Source organism: Streptomyces sp. NPDC001732, from assembly GCF_053596315.1.
Genome location: NZ_JBSFFY010000030.1, coordinates 59345 through 77258, shown reverse-complemented (window position 1 = coordinate 77258; position 17914 = coordinate 59345). Strand labels below are relative to the sequence as shown.

At 71.9% G+C, this 17914-nt stretch carries 19 protein-coding genes; 13 read left to right on the top strand and 6 right to left on the bottom strand.

What is annotated here, in order from left to right; all coding sequences use genetic code 11:
• The first annotated feature begins 42 nt into the window (after positions 1-42).
• The 6 genes from ACWCXX_RS25355 (at position 43) to ACWCXX_RS25330 (ending at position 3536) form a co-directional block, all read left to right on the top strand.
• Complete coding sequence (locus ACWCXX_RS25355; RefSeq protein ID WP_451130974.1) at positions 43-960, top strand: ABC transporter ATP-binding protein; 918 nt, start codon at positions 43-45, stop codon at positions 958-960.
• Complete coding sequence (locus tag ACWCXX_RS25350) at positions 953-1645, top strand: ABC transporter ATP-binding protein (protein WP_451130945.1); 693 nt, start codon at positions 953-955, stop codon at positions 1643-1645. The genes ACWCXX_RS25355 and ACWCXX_RS25350 overlap by 8 nt, the downstream gene beginning before the upstream one ends.
• A 190-nt stretch (positions 1646-1835) precedes the next feature.
• Positions 1836-2042 carry a hypothetical protein gene (locus tag ACWCXX_RS25345; RefSeq protein WP_451130943.1) on the top strand — a complete coding sequence of 69 codons (207 nt, stop codon included), beginning with the start codon at positions 1836-1838 and terminating at the stop codon, positions 2040-2042.
• Positions 2021-2704, top strand: coding sequence for an amidohydrolase family protein (locus tag ACWCXX_RS25340; RefSeq protein ID WP_451130941.1), 684 nt, complete (start codon positions 2021-2023; stop codon positions 2702-2704). The genes ACWCXX_RS25345 and ACWCXX_RS25340 overlap by 22 nt, the downstream gene beginning before the upstream one ends.
• Positions 2705-2905: 201 nt before the next feature.
• Positions 2906-3232, top strand: coding sequence for a hypothetical protein (locus ACWCXX_RS25335; RefSeq protein ID WP_451130939.1), 327 nt, complete (start codon positions 2906-2908; stop codon positions 3230-3232).
• Between the two features lie 109 nt (positions 3233-3341).
• On the top strand, positions 3342-3536 hold the full coding sequence (locus ACWCXX_RS25330; RefSeq protein WP_389002028.1) for a hypothetical protein: 195 nt from the start codon (positions 3342-3344) through the stop codon (positions 3534-3536).
• 98 nt (positions 3537-3634) lie between these two features.
• Here the strand turns inward: ACWCXX_RS25330 and ACWCXX_RS25325 are convergent, their stop codons facing one another.
• A complete protein-coding gene (locus ACWCXX_RS25325) occupies positions 3635-3958 on the bottom strand; it encodes a DMT family transporter (protein ID WP_451130936.1) in 324 nt (107 codons plus the stop codon).
• Entirely contained in the window at positions 3955-4605 is a 651-nt protein-coding gene (locus ACWCXX_RS25320) for an FMN-dependent NADH-azoreductase (RefSeq protein WP_451130934.1), read from the bottom strand. The genes ACWCXX_RS25325 and ACWCXX_RS25320 overlap by 4 nt, the downstream gene beginning before the upstream one ends.
• A 96-nt stretch (positions 4606-4701) precedes the next feature.
• Between ACWCXX_RS25320 and ACWCXX_RS25315 the strand changes: the two genes are divergently transcribed.
• Positions 4702-5256 (top strand): TetR/AcrR family transcriptional regulator, encoded by a 555-nt coding sequence (locus ACWCXX_RS25315; protein ID WP_451130932.1) that lies wholly within the window; start codon positions 4702-4704, stop codon positions 5254-5256.
• A 34-nt stretch (positions 5257-5290) separates the two neighbouring features.
• Here ACWCXX_RS25315 and ACWCXX_RS25310 read toward each other — a convergent pair whose 3' ends face one another.
• Positions 5291-5989 carry a response regulator gene (locus ACWCXX_RS25310; protein WP_451130930.1) on the bottom strand — a complete coding sequence of 233 codons (699 nt, stop codon included), beginning with the start codon at positions 5987-5989 and terminating at the stop codon, positions 5291-5293.
• A complete protein-coding gene (locus tag ACWCXX_RS25305) occupies positions 5986-7584 on the bottom strand; it encodes an ATP-binding protein (protein WP_451130928.1) in 1599 nt (532 codons plus the stop codon). Before ACWCXX_RS25305 ends, ACWCXX_RS25310 begins: the two co-directional genes overlap by 4 nt.
• A 218-nt stretch (positions 7585-7802) precedes the next feature.
• Here ACWCXX_RS25305 and ACWCXX_RS25300 point away from each other — a divergent pair, with 218 nt between their 5' ends.
• From ACWCXX_RS25300 to ACWCXX_RS25290, 3 genes are read left to right on the top strand one after another with little or no spacing between them, the layout of a single operon-like run.
• Complete coding sequence (locus ACWCXX_RS25300) at positions 7803-8618, top strand: ABC transporter ATP-binding protein (RefSeq protein WP_266430638.1); 816 nt, start codon at positions 7803-7805, stop codon at positions 8616-8618.
• Positions 8608-9471, top strand: a complete 864-nt coding sequence (locus ACWCXX_RS25295; RefSeq protein ID WP_451130926.1) for an ABC transporter permease — start codon at positions 8608-8610, stop codon at positions 9469-9471. The genes ACWCXX_RS25300 and ACWCXX_RS25295 overlap by 11 nt, the downstream gene beginning before the upstream one ends.
• Positions 9472-9523: 52 nt before the next feature.
• Positions 9524-10564, top strand: a complete 1041-nt coding sequence (locus tag ACWCXX_RS25290) for an ABC transporter substrate-binding protein (RefSeq protein WP_451130924.1) — start codon at positions 9524-9526, stop codon at positions 10562-10564.
• A 112-nt stretch (positions 10565-10676) separates the two neighbouring features.
• Here ACWCXX_RS25290 and ACWCXX_RS25285 read toward each other — a convergent pair whose 3' ends face one another.
• Positions 10677-11975, bottom strand: coding sequence for a hypothetical protein (locus ACWCXX_RS25285; protein ID WP_451130922.1), 1299 nt, complete (start codon positions 11973-11975; stop codon positions 10677-10679).
• Positions 11972-14005, bottom strand: coding sequence for a transglycosylase domain-containing protein (locus ACWCXX_RS25280; RefSeq protein WP_451130920.1), 2034 nt, complete (start codon positions 14003-14005; stop codon positions 11972-11974). The genes ACWCXX_RS25285 and ACWCXX_RS25280 overlap by 4 nt, the downstream gene beginning before the upstream one ends.
• 251 nt (positions 14006-14256) lie before the next feature.
• Between ACWCXX_RS25280 and ACWCXX_RS25275 the strand changes: the two genes are divergently transcribed.
• From ACWCXX_RS25275 to ACWCXX_RS25265, 3 genes are read left to right on the top strand one after another with little or no spacing between them, the layout of a single operon-like run.
• Entirely contained in the window at positions 14257-15555 is a 1299-nt protein-coding gene (locus tag ACWCXX_RS25275) for a pyridoxal-phosphate dependent enzyme (RefSeq protein WP_451130918.1), read from the top strand.
• Positions 15556-15557: 2 nt separating this feature from the next.
• Positions 15558-16784, top strand: coding sequence for an MFS transporter (locus ACWCXX_RS25270; RefSeq protein WP_451130916.1), 1227 nt, complete (start codon positions 15558-15560; stop codon positions 16782-16784).
• A 52-nt stretch (positions 16785-16836) separates the two neighbouring features.
• Positions 16837-17910 (top strand): ornithine cyclodeaminase family protein, encoded by a 1074-nt coding sequence (locus ACWCXX_RS25265; RefSeq protein ID WP_451130915.1) that lies wholly within the window; start codon positions 16837-16839, stop codon positions 17908-17910.
• Positions 17911-17914 lie beyond the last annotated feature (4 nt).

The window sequence follows — 17914 nt, the reverse complement described above, 5'->3', positions numbered from 1 at the left end:
ACGCCGGTGCTCTCCGTCCGTGGACTCTCCGTACGCTTCCGGATGCGCGGCGGGCGGCACGTCGCCGCAGTCGACGACGCACGCTTCGACCTCGCGGCGGGGGAGTGCCTCGCCCTGGTCGGCGAGAGCGGCTGCGGCAAGTCCGTGCTGGCCTCCGCACTGCTGGGGCTGCTCCCCGGCAACGCGCGGACCTCGGGCTCGGCGCTGCTCGGCGACGGCACCGAACTCCTCACCGCCGACGAACGGACCCTCGCCCGCACGGTCCGGGGCCGCCGCATCGGACTCGTCCCGCAGAGCCCCGCCGCCCACCTCACCCCGGTCCGCACCGTGCGCGCCCAGATCGAGGAGACCCTGCGCGAACTGACCGGCACCCGCGGGCCCGGCCTGCGCCCGGCCGCCGAACGGGCCGCCGCCCGCGCCTCGTTCCCGACCGGGCACCTCGACCGGTATCCGCACGAACTCTCCGGTGGCCTCGCCCAGCGGGCCGCGACCGCGCTCGCCCTGATCGGCGACGCACCCCTGCTCCTCGCCGACGAACCCACCACCGGACTCGACCGCGACCTCGTCGAGCGGACCGTCGACGAACTGCGCCGCCACACCGACGGGGACCGGGCGCTCCTGCTCATCACCCACGACCTCGCGGCGGCCGAGCGGATCGCCGACCGGGTCGCCGTGATGTACGCGGGCCGCATCGTCGAACTCGCCGGAGCCGACCGGTTCTTCGGCACCCCGGGACCGCGCCACCCGTACGCGCGCGGCCTCCTGGACGCCCTGCCGGAGCGCGCCTTCACACCGATTCCCGGCATGCCGCCGGAGCTCGGGGCGCTTCCCGAGGGATGCGCGTTCGCCGCCCGCTGCGGCCGTGCCGACGAACGGTGCGCCGTACTGCCCCCGTTCGACGGCGCTCTCGCCTGCCACCACGGGGTGCGGGCGGACGGAGAGGAGCCGGTCCGTGCTTGAACTCACCCGCATCACCGCCGGATACGACCCCGGCGACCCCGTCGTCCGCGAGGCGTCGCTGAGCCTCGCGCCGGGGGAGTCGGTCGGACTGCTGGGCCCGAGCGGCTGCGGCAAGTCCACCCTGGCGAAGGTCGCCGCGCTGCTGCACCGCCCGTACGCGGGCACGGTCGTGCTCGACGGCGAACCGGTACGCGGCTGGCGGCACGCCGCCCCGCGGGCACAGCGCACCGCCGTCGGTGTCGTCTTCCAGCAGCCCCGGCTCGCCGCCGACCCCCGGCTCACCCTGCGCGAGATCGTCGCCCAGCCGCTGCGGGCCACCGGTCGCCGCGCACAGGTGCCGGACCGGGTGGGCGAACTGGCGCCCGCCGTCGGTCTCACGCCCGACCTGCTCGGCCGCCGCCCGCACGAGGTGAGCGACGGGCAGTTGCAGCGCGCCTGCCTGGCGAGGGCGCTGGTGCTGCGGCCGCGCTGGCTGATCTGCGACGAGATGACCGCGATGCTCGACGCGTCGACGACCGCCGCGCTGGTGGCGGTCGTCGAGTCCTACCGGAGGGAGTCCGGGGCCGGGCTGCTGGCCGTCGGCCACGACCGGGTGCTGCTGGAGCGCTGGTGCGACCGCACGGTCGGCTGGTGGGAATGCTCCGGGCCGGGCGCCCCGCAGGAGTCCGTGAGCCCCACCGGGTGACCCCGCGCCCCGGGACACGGCCCGCCCGGTGAATGCCTTCCGGTCCCCGGCCCCACCGGCCCGGCCCTGTCCGGCTACGCGTCCCGCCCCGGGGCGCCCGGTTCGGAGAACCTGTCGATCAGCAGCGGCAGATAGGTGACGGCCAGGTGCTCCGGAGCCAGGGCGCCGGGTTCGACGAGGTTCTGGGTGAGTGACCCCTCGTGGTCGACGGAATCCCCCGCAGATCCCGCACAACCACTCCCCGCGCTTCGTCCCGGCCCCCGACCCGGCCATCGGCCTCGGCGTACGCCACCTGCTCACCGCCGCGACGCCCTGGCTCGCCCCCGCCACCCGCCCGTGCCCCGAGCCCCCCGGGGCAGAACAGGAGAAGGACCCGTGCCCGAAGCCCCGGAACTGATCCTCACCGGCGGCCCGGTCCTCACCATGGACCCGGCGGCTCCCCAGGCCGAGGCCCTCGCCGTCCGCGGCGGCACCACCGCCGCCCTCGGCACCGCCGGGGACGTGCTGAGCCTGCGCGGCCCCCGCACCGAGGTCGTGGACCTGGGCGGGCAGGCACTGCTGCCCGGCCTCGTCGAGGCCCACGGACATCCCGCCATGATGGGGCTCACCGTCGCCCCGCCCGCCGCCGCGTTCACCGCCCAGGGCTTTCCGCTCGCCTGCCACGTGCACGGGGACGTCACCGTCGAGGCGGTGCTGCGCACGTACGAGAAGGCGGCGGGCGACGACCCCGGGAGGCTGCGGGCGCTCCGGCCGCGCCTGGAGCACTGCGGCGCCGTCACCGCCCTGACCCGCCGGGCCCACCCCAGCGGCCGGGTGCACGGCCCGGCCGAACGCCTCACCCTCGACGAGGCGCTGCGCGCCGTCACCGTCAACCCTGCCTGGCAGCTCCGTCTGGAGCACGAGATCGGCATGCTCCGCCCCGGCATGCGCGCCGACCTCGTGACCTTGCCCACGGACCCGCGCCGGGTGAGCCCGGACGCCTTCCGCGACGAGGTCCGCGTCACCGCCACCTACCTCGGCGGTCGCCCGACCCACGCCTCGAAAGAGCCACTTCCCTGACCGGCTCCGCGGCCGGGCAGGAGCCGTGCGGCGGCTGCCGGTCGGCACCGGCACCGGACAGCACGGCCCACCCCGGTCACCGCGAACCCGTGCAGCCGCTGATCGACATCAGGACGGACGGGGCCGCGGCCTGCCTCGAACTCGACCGGCAGCTTTGGCGCCACCGGTCGACGCCGACCTCGTACCACCACGGCCGACGCCTTGTTCGTCCCGCTCGTCGGCAACAGCCGGAGCGACGGCTTCGACCGGCTCGGTGCGGGCCCCTTCCCCGTGGCCGAGCGGGACAAACTGCGCACACTTGTCGCCACGGCCCACCGGGGCGGCCGACGCGTCCGTTTCCGGGCCACTCCCGATGCACCGGGACCGGAGCGGGAGGCGGTCCGGACGGAGCTGCCGGCCGCCGGGGCCGAGCACCTCAACACCGATGATCCGACCGGCCCGGAGCGTTTCCTGCGCACCCACGACGGAGGCGGCCGGACCGGGGTGGCCCGCACCGGCGGCACACCGGACGCGCCGCCCCGAGCGTGACGGTCAGTCAACACCCGGATGGCGGACACGCCGGTGGTCCGGACGGCTCCTCCGCTGCGCCACACTGGCGGCCAAATGCCGCATTCCGGCGCGGCGGAGGAGGTTGGCCATGGCCATTTCGATCTCACTGGTGCTGCTACTGCTGATCCTCGCGGTGATCTTTCTCCGCAACGGCGGGCTGAAGATCTCGCACGCACTGGTCTGCGCCCTGCTCGGGTTCTTCCTCGCGAGTACGAGCATGGCGCCGGCCATCCAGGACAGTCTGGCGGCCACGGCCGACGTCGTCAGCAGCCTCAAGCCCTGAGCGCCCCGGACCCCGGGGCCGCCCTCCTGTGACGGGGCCGGGCCGTGCCGTCCGCGCACGGCCCGGCCCCTTTTCGCCGCCCCCGGCGCCCCGCGGGGTCACCCGGAGGGCGTCGTCATCCGCGCCAGGGCCACACCGCCGACGATCAGCGCGACCGCCGCCGTCCGCCCCGGGCTCACCGGATCGTGGTGGACGAGGACTCCCAGAGCGATGGCCCCGATCGCCCCGATGCCGGTGAACACCGCGTACGCCGTGCCCACGGGCAGCCCCTCCATGGACCGGGCGAGCAGATACACCGCGCCGATCATGAGCAGGGCGCACACCAGCGTCGGCAGCGGCCGGGTGAAGCCCTGCGTCGGCTTGATGCTCTGGGACCAGGCGACCTCGACCAGTCCGGCGAGGACCAGCAGCAGCCAGCTCATCGAAGACCGCCGCCCAGCTCGCGGGCGACTGCCAGGGCGGCCGTGCGCGACTCGTCGTGCTGGGCGCGGCGCGCGGCGAGCGCGGGATCGATCCGGGAGTTCGCGAGTTCGGTCGCCAGGAAGACCGGGTCGTCGATCGCGAAGTGCCCCGAGAGGAAGTCCCGCAGATAGCGCTCCTGGTGGTCGTACGGTTCGCGCGGGGTGCCCGGCCCGTAGGCCCCGCCCCGGGCGGAGGCGATCACGAAGCGGCGCCCCGCCAGCGACATCCCGGGAAACGTCACCTGGTCGATCCATGCCTTCAGGGAGGCGGGGACGGAGAAGTTGTACATCGGCGTCGAGATCAGCACGACGTCGGCGGCGACCAGCTCGGCCAGCAGCGGTCGCAGGACCTCCCAGGCCCGCGCCTGGCCCGGGGTGTGCACCGCCTCCTCGTACCGGCCGATGTCGGTGATGCCGTGCCGCAGGACGTGGTCGCAGAGCTCGGTCCAGGCCTCGTCGATCTGCGGCACCGGGTCGGTGCGCAGATCGCGGAGCACGTACGTGCCGTCGGGGTGCGCGGCCCGCCAGGCGGTGGCGAAGGCGTCGCCCAGCTCGCGACTGTGGGAGTCGCGCCGGGCGCTGGCGGCGATGTGCAGCAGTACGGACATGGGTGCCCCCTCGGAAACAGTAAGTGGACAGCGTGTCCACTTATCTCGACCAGGGTAACCGGACAGCGTGTCCGCTTATTCCTGTACGGTGGACCCATGGAACGCGCGGACGCGGCGAGGAACCGGGCCAAGGTGCTCGCCGCGGCGAACCGGCTCTTCGCCGCGGGGGATCCCCGCAGGGTGACGATGGACGCCATCGCCCGGGAGGCCGGCGTGGGCCGGGGCACGCTCTACCGCCGCTACCCCGACATCCCGTCCATCGCCACGGCGCTCCTCGACGAACACGAACGCTCGCTCCAGGAGAAGCTGCTGCGGGGGGACCCCCCGCTGGGACCGGGGGCCCCGCCCCCGCAGCGGCTGACCGCTTTCTACGCCGCGATGACCGACCTGCTGGAGCAGCACATCCATCTCACCCTGGGCGCCGAGTCCGGCTCCGCGCGGTTCGCCACCGGGGCGTACGGCTTCTGGCGCGCGCATGTCCGCATGCTCGTCGAGGAGGCGGGCGTGCCGGGACCCGACGCCCTCGGCGACATCCTGCTGGCCCCCCTGGCGCCCGAGGTCTTCGCGTACCAGCGGAGCCGGGGCCGCGGCGTCGAGGAGATCAAGTCGGCCCTGCGCACGCTCGCGGAGAGGACGCTCGCTGCGGGATGAGGGGACACCGGGCGGCGGCCGGCCGGAGCGTGCCTCAGTTCGTCCTCGCCCATGCGTAGCGGTGTTCGGGACGGCCCGTGTCGCCGTACTTGAGGCTGAGACTGATGCGGCCCGCGCCCTCCAGGTACTTGAGGTACCGCTGCGCGGTGGAGCGGCTGAGGCCGGCCCGCGTGGCGACCTCGTGCGCGGAGAGCGGTCCCTCGGCGGCCGACAGGACATGACGGATGACATCCGCGGTGGGTGCGGAGTGTCCCTTGGGCAGCCCGGCCGCGGGGCCGGACTCCGCGGTGCGCAGGGCACCGAAGATCTGGTCGACCTGCTCCTGCCCGGCCTCGCCCCGGCCGCCGCCCACTCCTTCGAGGGTCCGGCGCAGGGCCGCGTAACTCTCCAGCTTGGACCGCAGACCGCTGAAGCTGAACGGCTTGACCAGGTACTGGAGTGCTCCGTACCGCATGGCGGTCTGGACGGTCGCCACATCGCGGGCCGCGGTCACCATGATCACATCGGCCGGGTGGCCGAGCTGGCGCAGCCGCCGGACCAGCGTCAGTCCCGTCTCGTCCGGCAGGTAGTGGTCGAGCAGCACGAGGTCGACATGGTCGTGCTCCAGGAAGGCCAGTGCCTGAGCGGCGGTGTGCGCACGGGAGATGACCCGGAAGCCGGGGACCCTGGCCACGTACGCGGCATTGATCTCGGCAACCCGGAAGTCGTCGTCCACCACCAGGACATCGATCATCGCGACTCTCCCACTTCTGTCAGCGGCCGGACGGTGAGCGCCTCGGGCAGGACGACGGTGAACACCGCGCCGCCGCCGGCCCGAGCCGTGACGCGGGCCGCGCCGCCGTAGCGCTCGGCCAGCCGGCGGACCAGCGCCAGACCCAGGCCGCGTCCGCGGTGCGCGGGGGACTCCTTGGTGGACCAGCCCTCGGTGAAGATCTGCTCACGCATCCCGGGGGGCACGCCCGGACCGTTGTCGCTGACCCGCAGCACCGCCGTGCTGCCCTCGGCGAGCAGCTCGACCTCGACGAGCGTGGCGACGTCCAGCGCGTTGTCGATCAGGTTGCCGAGGACGGTCACCAGGTCCCGCGGGTCCACCACCACGTCCGGGAGCCGGGTGTTCGGCGAGATGCGCAGGGAGGCGCCCCGCTCCGCCGCGATGGCCGACTTGCCCACCAACAAGGCAGACAGCAAAGGGTCGTTGACGCGCTCCGCCACCTGTTCCGCCGAAGCCCGGTGGCCGCTGGCCACCTCCTCGACGAACTCCACCGCGGCATCGTGCCTGCCGAGCTCCAGCAGCCCCAGCAGGGTGTGCAGCCGGTTGGCGTGCTCGTGGTCCTGGGCGCGCAGCGCGTCCAGCAGACCATGGGTGGAGTCCAGTTCGCGGCCGAGCAGCTCCAGCTCGGTGCGGTCGCGCAAGGTGACCACGGCCCCGCCGTCCCCGGTGGGCATGCGGTTGGCGATCAGCACCCGGCCCCGGCAGACGGTGAGCAGGTTCGCGCCGTCGACCCGTCCCGTCAGCACCTCCGCCGTACGGCCCGGCGGCAGCACCTCGCCCAGGGCGCGCCCCACCGCGTCCTGGTCCAGCTCCAGCAGCCGCTGCGCCTCGTCGTTGAGCAGTCGGATCCGGCCCCGGGCGTCGAGGGCCAGTACCGCCTCGCGAATGCTGTGCAGCATGGCCTCGCGCTCGTCCAGCAACGCGGAGATGTCGGCGAAGGCGAGTCCGTGCGTGCCGCGCTGCAACCGCCGGGACACGACCAGGGCGGCCAGCACGCCCACGGCGAGCGCCGCTCCGGAGTAGAGCAGCAGACCGGGAATGGCCCCCAGCAGCCGGTCGTGGACGCTGTCGTAGGCGATGCCCACCGACACGGCACCCACGATGTTTTGGTGCCGGTCGCGGAGCGGGACCTTCGCACGCGCCGACCGGCCCAGGGTCCCCTCGTCGATCTGCATGATCTCCCGGCCGCCCAGAGCCGTGCTGGGGTCGGTCGAGACATGCTTGCCGATCTGCGTGGTGTCGGTGTGCGACCAGCGCACGCCGCGGGTGTCCATGACGACGATGTACAGCGCCCCGGTGGCCCGCCGGATCCGCTCCGCCTCGGCCTGCACCGGTCCGCCGGGGCTGGGGCCGGTGCTCCTCAGATCGCGTACCAGGCCGGGCTCGGCGGCGGTGGTCTGGGCGATCGACAGGGCCTGGTGCATCGCCTGGTTGTCGAGCTGGTGGCTGAGCGGAGCGAGGAAGAGCCCCGTCACGAGCATGATCACGCCGGTGGTGATGGTCACCTGGGTGAGGAGGACCTGGGCGAAGACACGGCGCGGCCAATGTATGCGCATGTGCTTGCCTTCTGCCTTCCGCCGGCCAGGAACATGATGCTCCGTTTCGTCCTTGTGTGAACGCAACGTAAACGTCGAGGTCGTCGATGACCAGTCCTCGTGGCGCATTCGTTGCCGGAGCGCGAGCAGAACGAGCAGAACCCCGCGTTATGAGCAGAACCATGAGTTGTGGGCGCAAGGGTGCCCGGGTTCCCGGGGCGCCTCTAGCGTCCCGCTCCATGAACAGCGAAACGAGCCCCGCCATCGAGCTGCGGGGGGCGAGCAAAGCGTTCCGGACTCCGTCGGGGGCGCTCCACACCGCCGTACGGGATCTGGACCTCACGATCGGGCGCGGTGAGTTCGTCGCCGTGGTGGGCCCCACCGGATGCGGCAAGTCGACCACGCTGACCCTGGTCAGCGGCCTGGAGGAGCCCACCGAGGGCGAGGTGCTGGTGGCCGGGGAGCCGGTGCGCGGCATCGGCGACAAGGTTGGCTTCGTCTTCCAGCAGGACGCCGTCTTCCCGTGGCGGACCGTACTGTCCAATGTGATGGCGGGTCCCCGCTTCCGGGGTGTGCCCAAGCCCGAGGCGAAGGAGCGGGCCCGGGAGTGGCTCGCCAGGGTCGGTCTCTCCTCCTTCGAGGACCGTTACCCCCACCAGCTGTCCGGCGGCCAGCGCAAGCGCGTCGCCCTCGCGGCCACCTTCGTCAACGACCCCGAGATCCTGCTGATGGACGAGCCCTTCTCCGCGCTCGACGTGCAGACCCGGGCCCTGATGTCGGACGAGCTGCTGGAGCTGTGGGCCGGCACCGGTGCCTCCGTCGTCTTCGTCACCCACGACCTGGAGGAGTCCATCGCGCTGGCCGACAAGGTCGTGGTCATGACCGCGGGACCGGCCACGGTCAAGGAGGTCTTCGAGATCGACCTGCCCCGCCCCCGCAAGGTCGAACAGGTACGGCTGGAACCCCGGTTCGTCGAGATCTACCGGGAAATCTGGTCCTCGCTCGGCGAAGAGGTCCGCATCACCCGCGAGAGGGGTGCCCTCGATGTCGCCTGAAACCATCACCGCGAGCGCCGCAGTGACCAAGACCGACCGGACCCGGGCCAGGGCACGGGCCGCCAGGAACCGCAAGTACCTCGTGGCGGCCAGCCGGGTCGCGGTGCTCCTCGCGGTCGTCGGGCTCTGGGAATGGCTGGCCCGTACGGCGGTCATCGACCCGTTCAACTTCTCCATGCCGTCGAAGATCTGGGACCAGATCCGCACCTGGGTCGTCGACGGAACCGCCCAGGGCTCCCTGTGGGAACAGATCTGGTACACGCTCTACGAAGCGCTGCTCGGCTGGGTCATCGGTGTGGTGGCCGGGGTGCTGCTGGGGATCGCGCTGGGCCGGATCCGGTTCGCCGCCGATGTCCTCGGCCCGTACATCAAGGTGCTCAACGCGCTGCCCCGGATCGTGCTCGCGCCGATCTTCCTCATCTGGTTCGGTCTCGGCCCGGCGTCGAAGGTCGCCTCCGCGGTCGTCCTCGTCTTCTTCCCCGTCTTCTTCAACGCCTTCCAGGGCGCCCGGGAGGTCGACCGCAACCTCGTCGCCAACTCCCGCATCCTGGGTGCCAGCAACCGTCAGGTCACCCTGCAGGTGGTCATTCCCTCCGCCACCTCGTGGATCTTCACCAGCCTGCACGTGAGCTTCGGATTCGCACTCATCGGCGCGATCGTCGGTGAGTACATCGGGGCGACCAAGGGACTCGGGCTGCTGGTCGCCGCCTCCCAGGGCACGTTCAACGCCGCCGGCGTCTACGCCGCGATGGTCATCCTCGCGATCGTCGCGCTGCTGGCCGAGGGCCTGCTGACCTTCCTGGAGAAGCGGCTCTTCCGCTGGAAGCCGGCCGACGCCGAGTCCGCCCGCTGACACCCCGTCGCCTTCCGTACCCCGCCCCATTCCTCGCAAGGACGTGAATCAGATGCGTACATCCACCCGGATCCCGGCCCTCGCCGTCGCAGGCGTACTCGCCCTGACCAGCCTGACCGCCTGTGGCGGCGGTGACTCCACCTCGGCCTCCGGTGACAAGAACGACAAGGTCAAGATCATGGTCGGGGGCCTCGACAAGGTCATCTACCTGCCCGCGATGCTGACCGAGCGGCTCGGCTACTTCGAGGAGGAGGGAGTGTCGGTCCAGCTCCTGACCGAGCCCGCCGGTGTCCAGGCCGAGACGGCACTGGTCTCCGGCGACGTCCAGGGCACGGTGGGCTTCTACGACCACACCCTCGACCTCCAGGTGAAGGGCAAGCAGGTCGAGTCCGTCGTCCAGTTCTCCCACGCCCCGGGCGAGGTCGAGATCGTGTCCAACCAGGCGGCGGACGAGATCAGGTCGGCGAAGGACTTCAAGGGCAAGAAGCTCGGGGTGACCGGCATCGGTTCCTCCACCGACTTCCTCACCAAGTACCTCGCCGTCAACAACGACGTGCAGACCAGTGAGTTCACGCCCGTCGCGGTGGGAGCCGGGCAGACGTTCATCTCCGCCCTCCAGCAGGGTTCCATCCAGGGCGGCATGACCACCGACCCGACGGTCGCCACCATCCTGGACAAGAAGCTCGGCAAGATCCTCATCGACATGCGGACGCCCGAGGGATCCAAGCAGGCACTCGGCGGGCCCTACCCCTCGTCCAGCCTCTACATGCAGACCGAGTGGGTCAACAGCCACAAGGAGACCGTCCAGAAGCTGGCCAACGCCTTCGTCAAGACCCTGAAGTGGATGTCCACGCACAGCGCGGACGAGATCGCCGCGAAGATGCCCGCAGACTACGCCCAGGGCGGCGGCAAGGCCCTCTACGCACAGGCGATCAAGAGCACGCTGCCCATGTTCACCAAGGACGGTGTCATGCCCGCGGACGGACCCGCCACCGTCGAACGGGTCCTCAAGGCCTTCAACCCGAACCTGAAGAACGCCGAGGTGGACCTCGCCAAGACGTACACCACGGAGTTCGTCGAGAAGGCGAACTGACCGCGGGCACCGAAGGCACCCGCGCCCACGGGCGGCGCGGCTCCCGGTGACCGGGCGGCCCGTCCACGAGGACGGGCCGTTCCGCCGGGGCCGCGCCGCCCGATTCTGCCGCCTACTGCTTCCAGTTCGCGGGCTGGCCGGGGTCGAGCGTCCGCCACTGGGCGAGGACCTCGGGGTCCTGGGCGTCGAGCCAGTCGGTCAGCTCGCGGAAGGAGACGCAGCGGACCTCCTTGCGGGGGCAGATCTCGCGCATCGTGTCCTCCACGGCGTCCATGTAGATCCCGCCGTTCCAGTCCTCGAAGTGGTTGCCGATGAACATGGGCGCGCGGCTTCCGTGGAACACCCGGTCGAAGCCCGCCATGTACGAGTCCCGGGCCTCCTTGCGCCATGCCCCGTACTTCGCGGGGTCGCCCCGGGTGTCGCCCTTCGACTGGTTGTAGAGGAAGTTGAAGTCCATGGACAGCACCTGGAAGTCCTTGCCGGGGAACGGCAGCATCTGCAGCGGCAGGTTCCAGATGCCGTTCTTCTTCGACGGCCAGATCTGGAAGTCCCCCGGGGAGCTCGCGTCGTAACGCCAGCCGAAGGGCTTGAGGGCGGGCAGCAGGGTCTTCTGGCCCTCCAGGCAGGGGGCCCGCCCGCCGACGACCTCACGGGTGGGGTCGAACGGCAGCGGATCGAGGTCCGTGAAGCCGGTGTTCGTCTTCCAGTTCTGGACGAAGGAGTAGAACTGGCTGATCTCGCCGGTCCATTCGTCCTTGCTCCAGTCCCCGCCGCCCTTCTTCTCGCAGAAGTGGCCGTTGAAGTGGGACCCGATCTCGTGGCCCTCCCGCCAGGCACCGCCGAGCTGTTCCAGCGTCGTGCGGATGTGCTCGCGCGTCGGGTACGAGATCGCGGCGGCCCCGGCCTCGTGCTGGGGCGGCCGGTAGAGCTTCCGCTTCTCCTGCGGCAGCAGGTAGATGCCGGTGAGGAAGAACGTCATGTGCGCGTTGCTCTCCTTCGCCACGCGGCGGAAGCGCGAGAACATGTGGTCGTCGCCCTCCAGCGCGCCGTCCCAGGAGAACACCACGAACTGGGGCGGCCGTTCGCCCGGTTTCAGGCGCTTCGCCTTCGGCCGGCCGGGCTGCGGTCCGGTGTAGGAGGTGGAGCCGTCACCCAGGATCCTGACCTTGCCGTCCCACTTCTCGTCCGGCTTCTCCTTCGCTTCGCGTACGTCCCGGCTGGTGGGCGTCGGCGCGGCGACGGTGCGCGCGCCCCGTTCCGGGGACCGGTCGTCCGCGGAGCCGTCGGACAGCAACGGCACGAGGGCCGCCGAACCCGCCACCACCACACATGCGGCGACTCCCAGGGCGATGCGGGGGTTGAGACGGTTCCGCTTGCGACGGGACGCGGTTTTCGCTCTGACTCTGGTCACTTCGTCATGGCTTCCGTGTAGGTGTTCCAGACGCGGGCCGGGAAGTCCCGGTTGCCCGCCGAGGCGCCGCCCAGCCCCTTGAGCGGCAGCGGCGCGAGGCTCCGGTTCAGGTCCATGCGGTACACGACGACGGCGGTGGACACGTCCGGGGTGTACCCGATGTGCCAGCGCGCGGTGTCGTCCTCGGTGGTGCCGGTCTTGGCCGCGACCGGACCGACGGTTTCCCCACCGCTCCCGCCGCCGGTCCGGGTGAGCGCCGAGGTCACCTCGTCGGCGACGGAGGAACGGACGGCACGTCTGGCCCGCGGCAGGTCGAGCCGGACGGGCGTGCCGTTGCGCGTGACCCTGCGGACCGAGTACGGGTCCGTGTGCACGCCATGGGCCGCGAACGTGCCGTACGCGCCGGCCATGCGGATGGCGCTGGGCGTCGAGTTGCCCATGGCGAACGCCGGAACGGGCGGGCCGAAGCTCGACGGGAGCAGCCCCGACGCCTCCGCGGTGCCGCGGACCTGCTTGAGGCCCGTGTCCACGCCGAGCTGGAGGAAGGGGGAGTTCACGGACTTGGCCATGGCGTCGTGCAGGCTGATGGGTCCGTAGGAGCGGTCGCCGTCGTTGTGGCCCTTGACCATCTTTCCGCTGCGGTCCCAGTAGGGGCCCTCGGGGGTCTTGACCGGGATGTCGTCGTCGCCGTCGTACACCGTCGAGGGGGCGATGGTGGACCGCGGACCGTTGCGCTCGCGCGCGATTCCGTGCTGGAGGCCGGCGGCGTAGACGAACGGTGTGAACGCCGAGCCCACCGGGACGGTGCTCGCGTTGGACTCGTTGAAGGCCTGGCGCTCGAAGTCGGGCCCGCCGTACACGGCGAGGATGCGGCCGTCCGGGGCGACGGACGCGGCCCCGAACCGGACGTGCCGGTCGGCCTTGCGCCGCTCGGGGTCGAGCGCGGCGCGCGCCTCGCGCACGGCCCGGGTCAGCGCGGCCGTGCGCGGCTTCTCGAACGTCGTGTAGATCTGGTAGCCGCCGAGGTCGAAGCGTGCGTCGGAGATGTGTCCGGCACGTTTGGCGTACGACTCGGCGAGCTGGAGGAGGTAGCCGTTCTGCCCGTTCGTGCCACTGGGTCCGTGCGGCGGTTTCGGCTCGGGGAAGGTGGTGTACTCGGCACGTTCGGACCGGCTCAGCCTGCCGATCTCCACCATCCGGTCCAGGGTCCACTCCCACCGCTCGACGGCCCGCGCGCGGTTGCGGGGGCCCGCGGCCGGGTCGTAGAGCGAGGCCCCCTTGAGCAGGGAGGCGAGGAACGCGCCCTCACTGGCGTTGAGTTGGGTTACTTCCTTGCCGTAGTACGCCTGCGCGGCCCGCTGGAGACCGTAGGTGCCGCGGCCGAACCAGCTGGTGTTCAGGTACCCCTGGAGGATCTCGTCCTTGCTCATGTTGCGGTCCAGCTTGACCGCCAGCAGCATCTCGGTGAACTTCCGCGAGAAGGAGCGGTCCTGCGTCAGATAGACGTTCTTGACGTACTGCTGGGTGATGGTGGACCCGCCCTGGGTGTCCCCGTCGCTGAGCGTGCGCCACAGCGCGCGGGTGAGTCCTTGCGCCGATATGCCGTGGTCGGAGTAGAAGTCCGCGTTCTCCGCCGCGAGTACGGCCCACCGCACATGGTCGGGGATCTTCGACAGGGGCATCTCCTGCCGGCTCACCCAGCCGGTGCGGGCCATGGGGGTGCCGTCGGCCCAGTAGTAGACGGTGTCCTGCTGGGTGGCGAAAGCGTTGAGGTCCTCGGGGATGTCCGTACGCGCGTAGGCGATCCCCACCACGGTCACCAGAGTCGCGACGAACGTCAGTACCGAGCCCAGGGTCAGCCGCCACGAGGGCACCCATCGCCGCCAGCCGTCACGGCCCGCACGCGGATAGTCCGGTCTGCGCAGCCGGCGGCCGCTTGGGCTCCTCGTCTGCTTGCGACGCCCCGTTCCCGGCGTCAGTGCCGCCCGCGCGGCCCGTTTTGCCCTGCCCCATACGTTCTGCGGTGTCATTCCGTCCAGCCATGGCAGTACGGGCCCGCCGCGCGTCGCGACGGTGCCTGTGCACGTGCAGTGGTCGTGTGCATCGTGTGTTCCGTCCCCCGTGAACTCCGCCGCAGCAAAGGCCAAAGCATGACCGAGAGTCGCGTCGCGAAGTCACGTAAAGATAACAGGCCCTCGGGAGAGGGCGTGCGGCCCCGTGCCCCGCCCGTCGCCGACGGTCGTCGTGCGGCTGCCGCGCGTCTTCGGCGACAGGGGGCGTCGTGGTGTCCGAACCGGCCAATTCGACGGGTCGGCCCCGCCCGGATCCCGAGGAGGACCGCCCGGCTCCGGTGCCCGTTCCGGGGCCGGTGACGGTCCGGTCGCTCGGGCCGACGGAGCGTCAAGTTGTGTTCTGGCCAACGGCATCGAGGGGCCCCGGACGGTGCCGTGGTGGCTCGGGAGCCCCGCGCATAAGGTCTGGGAGCGCGCAGCGGGCCCGGCCGGCCCGTCGCCATGGTCAACGACGCATCGCACAGGGAGAAGCCGTGTCACGTGTCGAACCCGTCCTGGCACGGGCCCTTTGCCGGACTCCCTTACTCCGCCTGGACGTCGCCCACCGGGGCCGCGTGCGACGTCTGGGACTGAAACTCGAATCGCACGGCCCCACCGGATCGGTGAAGGACCGCAGTGCCGTCGGACTGTTGCGGGCCATGCACGACGAACGGCCGCTCACCCCGGGCACGGTGGTGGTGGAATCCACCTCCGGCAACCTCGGCCTGGCCCTGGCCCGGCTGCTGCCCCCACTCGGCTGCGACTTCCTCGCGGTGGTCGATCCGAAGACCCCGCACACCACCCGCCGCATGCTCACCGGCCGAGGCGCCCGGGTCCTCGTCGTCGACGAACCCGACGGCCGGGGCGGCTATCTGCTCAGCCGGCTGCGCCGGGTGCGCGAACTGTGCGCGGACAACCCCGGACACCGCTGGCCCGACCAGTACGAGAACCCGGCCGCGCCCGACATCCACCGCCGAGTCACGGGACCCGAACTCACCGGGCAGGCCGGACCGGACCTCGGCGCCGTCTACGTACCGGTCTCCACCGGCGGCACCCTCGCCGGCATCGGCGCGCACCTGCGCGAACACCGGCCCGAAGTCGCCTCGGTCGCCGTGGACGTACGCGGCTCACTGGCCCTCGCGGGCAGCGCGGGACGCCGCCTGATACCGGGCATCGGGGCCAGCCGGCCGTCCACCTTCCTGGCGGCGCCCAACAGCTACGACCGCGCCGTGCACGTCGACGACATCGAGGCGATCGCCGTCTGCCGGATCCTCGCCGAGGACGTGGGAATCGCACTCGGGGGATCCAGCGGCTGCGCCGTGCGCGCCATGCTCGCCGACCGGGCGGACGACGGCCCCGACGACCGGCTCTCGGTGTGCCTGGCCGCCGACGGCGGCGGCAAGTACCGCGACACCCTCTACTCCGACGACTGGGCGACAGAACAGGGCGTGGCCAAGGAGATCACCTCCGCCGTGGAACACCTGCGCAGTGAAGGTCTCTTCTTCGACCGAAAGCACCAGGAGCGCTGAACATGGGCACCAGCACCACCCTCGACCGACAGCGGACGGGCCCCGCCCACCGGCAGTACCTGCCGCTGGTGCAGGGCGCCACACTGATCGAGTGGACCGGAACGGGGCTGTTCCTCGCCGTCTCGACCATCTACTTCGTCAAGGTCGCCCACCTCAGCACCTCGGCCGTCGGCACCGGCCTCACCATCGGCGGCGCCGTCGCCGTCGCCACCGCCGTGCCCGTCGCCCGGCTGGCCGGACGCTTCGGACCGAAACCGGTGCTGATCGGCGTGATGCTGCTGCGCGCCCTGGCAACCGTCGGCTACCTGTGGGTCGACGGCTGGTGGAGCTTCCTCCTCGTGGTCGCCGTCGTCGCCGTCACCGAGCAGTCCTCGCCCCCACTGGTACAGGCGTACGTCGGCGCGCGGACCCCGGAGAGCCTGCGCGCGAAGGTGATGGCCGTCCAGCGCACCGTCGTCAACCTCGGCATCAGCCTGGGCGGGCTCGTCGCCGGAGTCGCCCTGGGCTCCGGCGCGCCGGGGGCCTTCCGGCCACTGCTGATCGGCGGCGCGCTCGCCTACGCACTGGTGGCCGCGGTGTACGCCACCGCACGGCGCGAGGAGATCCCGGAGATCACCCGGAACACCGGGGTGGCGGCGCTGCTGAAGGACCGCCGCCTGCTGGGCTTCACCGCGTACAACGCCCTGGTGTCGCTCTGGATGCCGGTGCTCAACGTGGCCTTCCCGCTGTGGCTGGTCACCGGGACGGACGTACCGGAGCGCTGGGTCGGCATCCTCTACGCCGTCAACACCGTGCTGTGCATCGCCCTCCAGTACCCGCTCAACCGCTGTTACGGCACACCGCGCCGGGCATGGCTCTCGTACGCGGCCGCGGCACTCCTGCTCGGCTGCGGCGCCCTGGCCTTCGCCGCCGCGCCCGGCTTCGCGACCCGGGAGGCGCTGCTGGTGCTCGGCGCCGCCGTCGTCCTCCTGACGTTCGCCGAACTGCTCCAGGTCGGCGCCTCCTGGACCCTCTCCTTCGACCTGGCGCCGGAAGGGGCGCGCAGCGCGTACCTGGTGCTGTTCAACACCAGCCGCACCGTGGCCAACCGGGTCGCCGGACCGGTGCTGATGACCGGTGTCGTCCTCGCCCTGGGCACGGTCGGCTGGGTCGCGCTCGCCCTGGTCCTGCTGCTCGGCGCGCTCGTCCCCTTCGCGATGCTCCGGGAGCCGCACGGCACCGGCCACTGACCACCCCTGGCACCACCCCGACCGCCCCTCTCGCCAAGGAGTTCCGCCCGCCATGGACTTCGAGCACTACCCCGACAGCCACTTCCGCTACCTGACCCGCGCGGACGTCGTCGAGGCCGCCCGCGACGTGGACATCGTGGACGCGGTGGACCGGGCGCTCCGGCTGCACTCCGCCGGACGGACGGTCCTTCCCGAGGAGGCCTACCTCGGCTGGACCACCCCGCAGGGCGACGCGGCCAGGCTGCTGGCCATGCCCGGCGCCCTGACCCGGGACGGGCGGCCCCCGGTCGTCGGGATGAAGACGATCAACGCCTCGATCGGCAACCCGGGACGCGGCATCCCCCGTTCCCAGGGCTTCACCCTGCTCCTCGACCCCGAGACCGCCCGCCCCCTCGCGCTGATGGAGGCCGCCTACATCAGCGCGATGCGCACCGCCGCGGTCACCGCGCTCGCCGTGCGCCATCTCGCGGTGGAACGGCCGCACCGGCTGGCGCTCCTGGGCTGCGGCGCGCTCGCCCAGGCACACGCGGCGCTGCTGCTGCGCACCGTACCCACCCTGCGCCGCATCACGCTGTACGACGTGGCGCCCGGCCGCGCGAAGTCCGCCGCCCACCGCATCGCCTCGCTGCCCGGCGCGACGGACGTCGAGACCGTGGTCACCGACGGTCCGCGCGAGGCGGTACGGGACGCCGAGCTCGTCGTACCCGTCACCACGGTGACCCGGGGGTACATCGAACCGGACTGGCTGCGGCCCGGCGCGCTCGTCTGCCACGTCTCGCTGGACGACCTCACCGAGGCGGCGGTGCTCGCCGCCGGCACGGTGCTCGTCGACGACTGGAGCCTGGTCCGGGACGACCCGCGCCGGCTGCTCGGCCGGATGCACCGGGCGGGCACCCTGCTCGGCCCCGACGGCACCCCCAGGGAAGGGGTCACCGCCCGCCCCGGCGCCCGCCGCGTCGACGGAACGCTCGGCGACGTGCTCACCGGACGCCATCCCGGCCGCCGCGACCCGGACGAGGTCGTGATCAGCAACCCGTTCGGGATGGCGGTCCTGGACGTCGCCGTGGCCGACCGCATCCACGCCCACGCCGAAGCCGCCGGCCTCGGCGCCCGGCTCACACTCTGAGGGG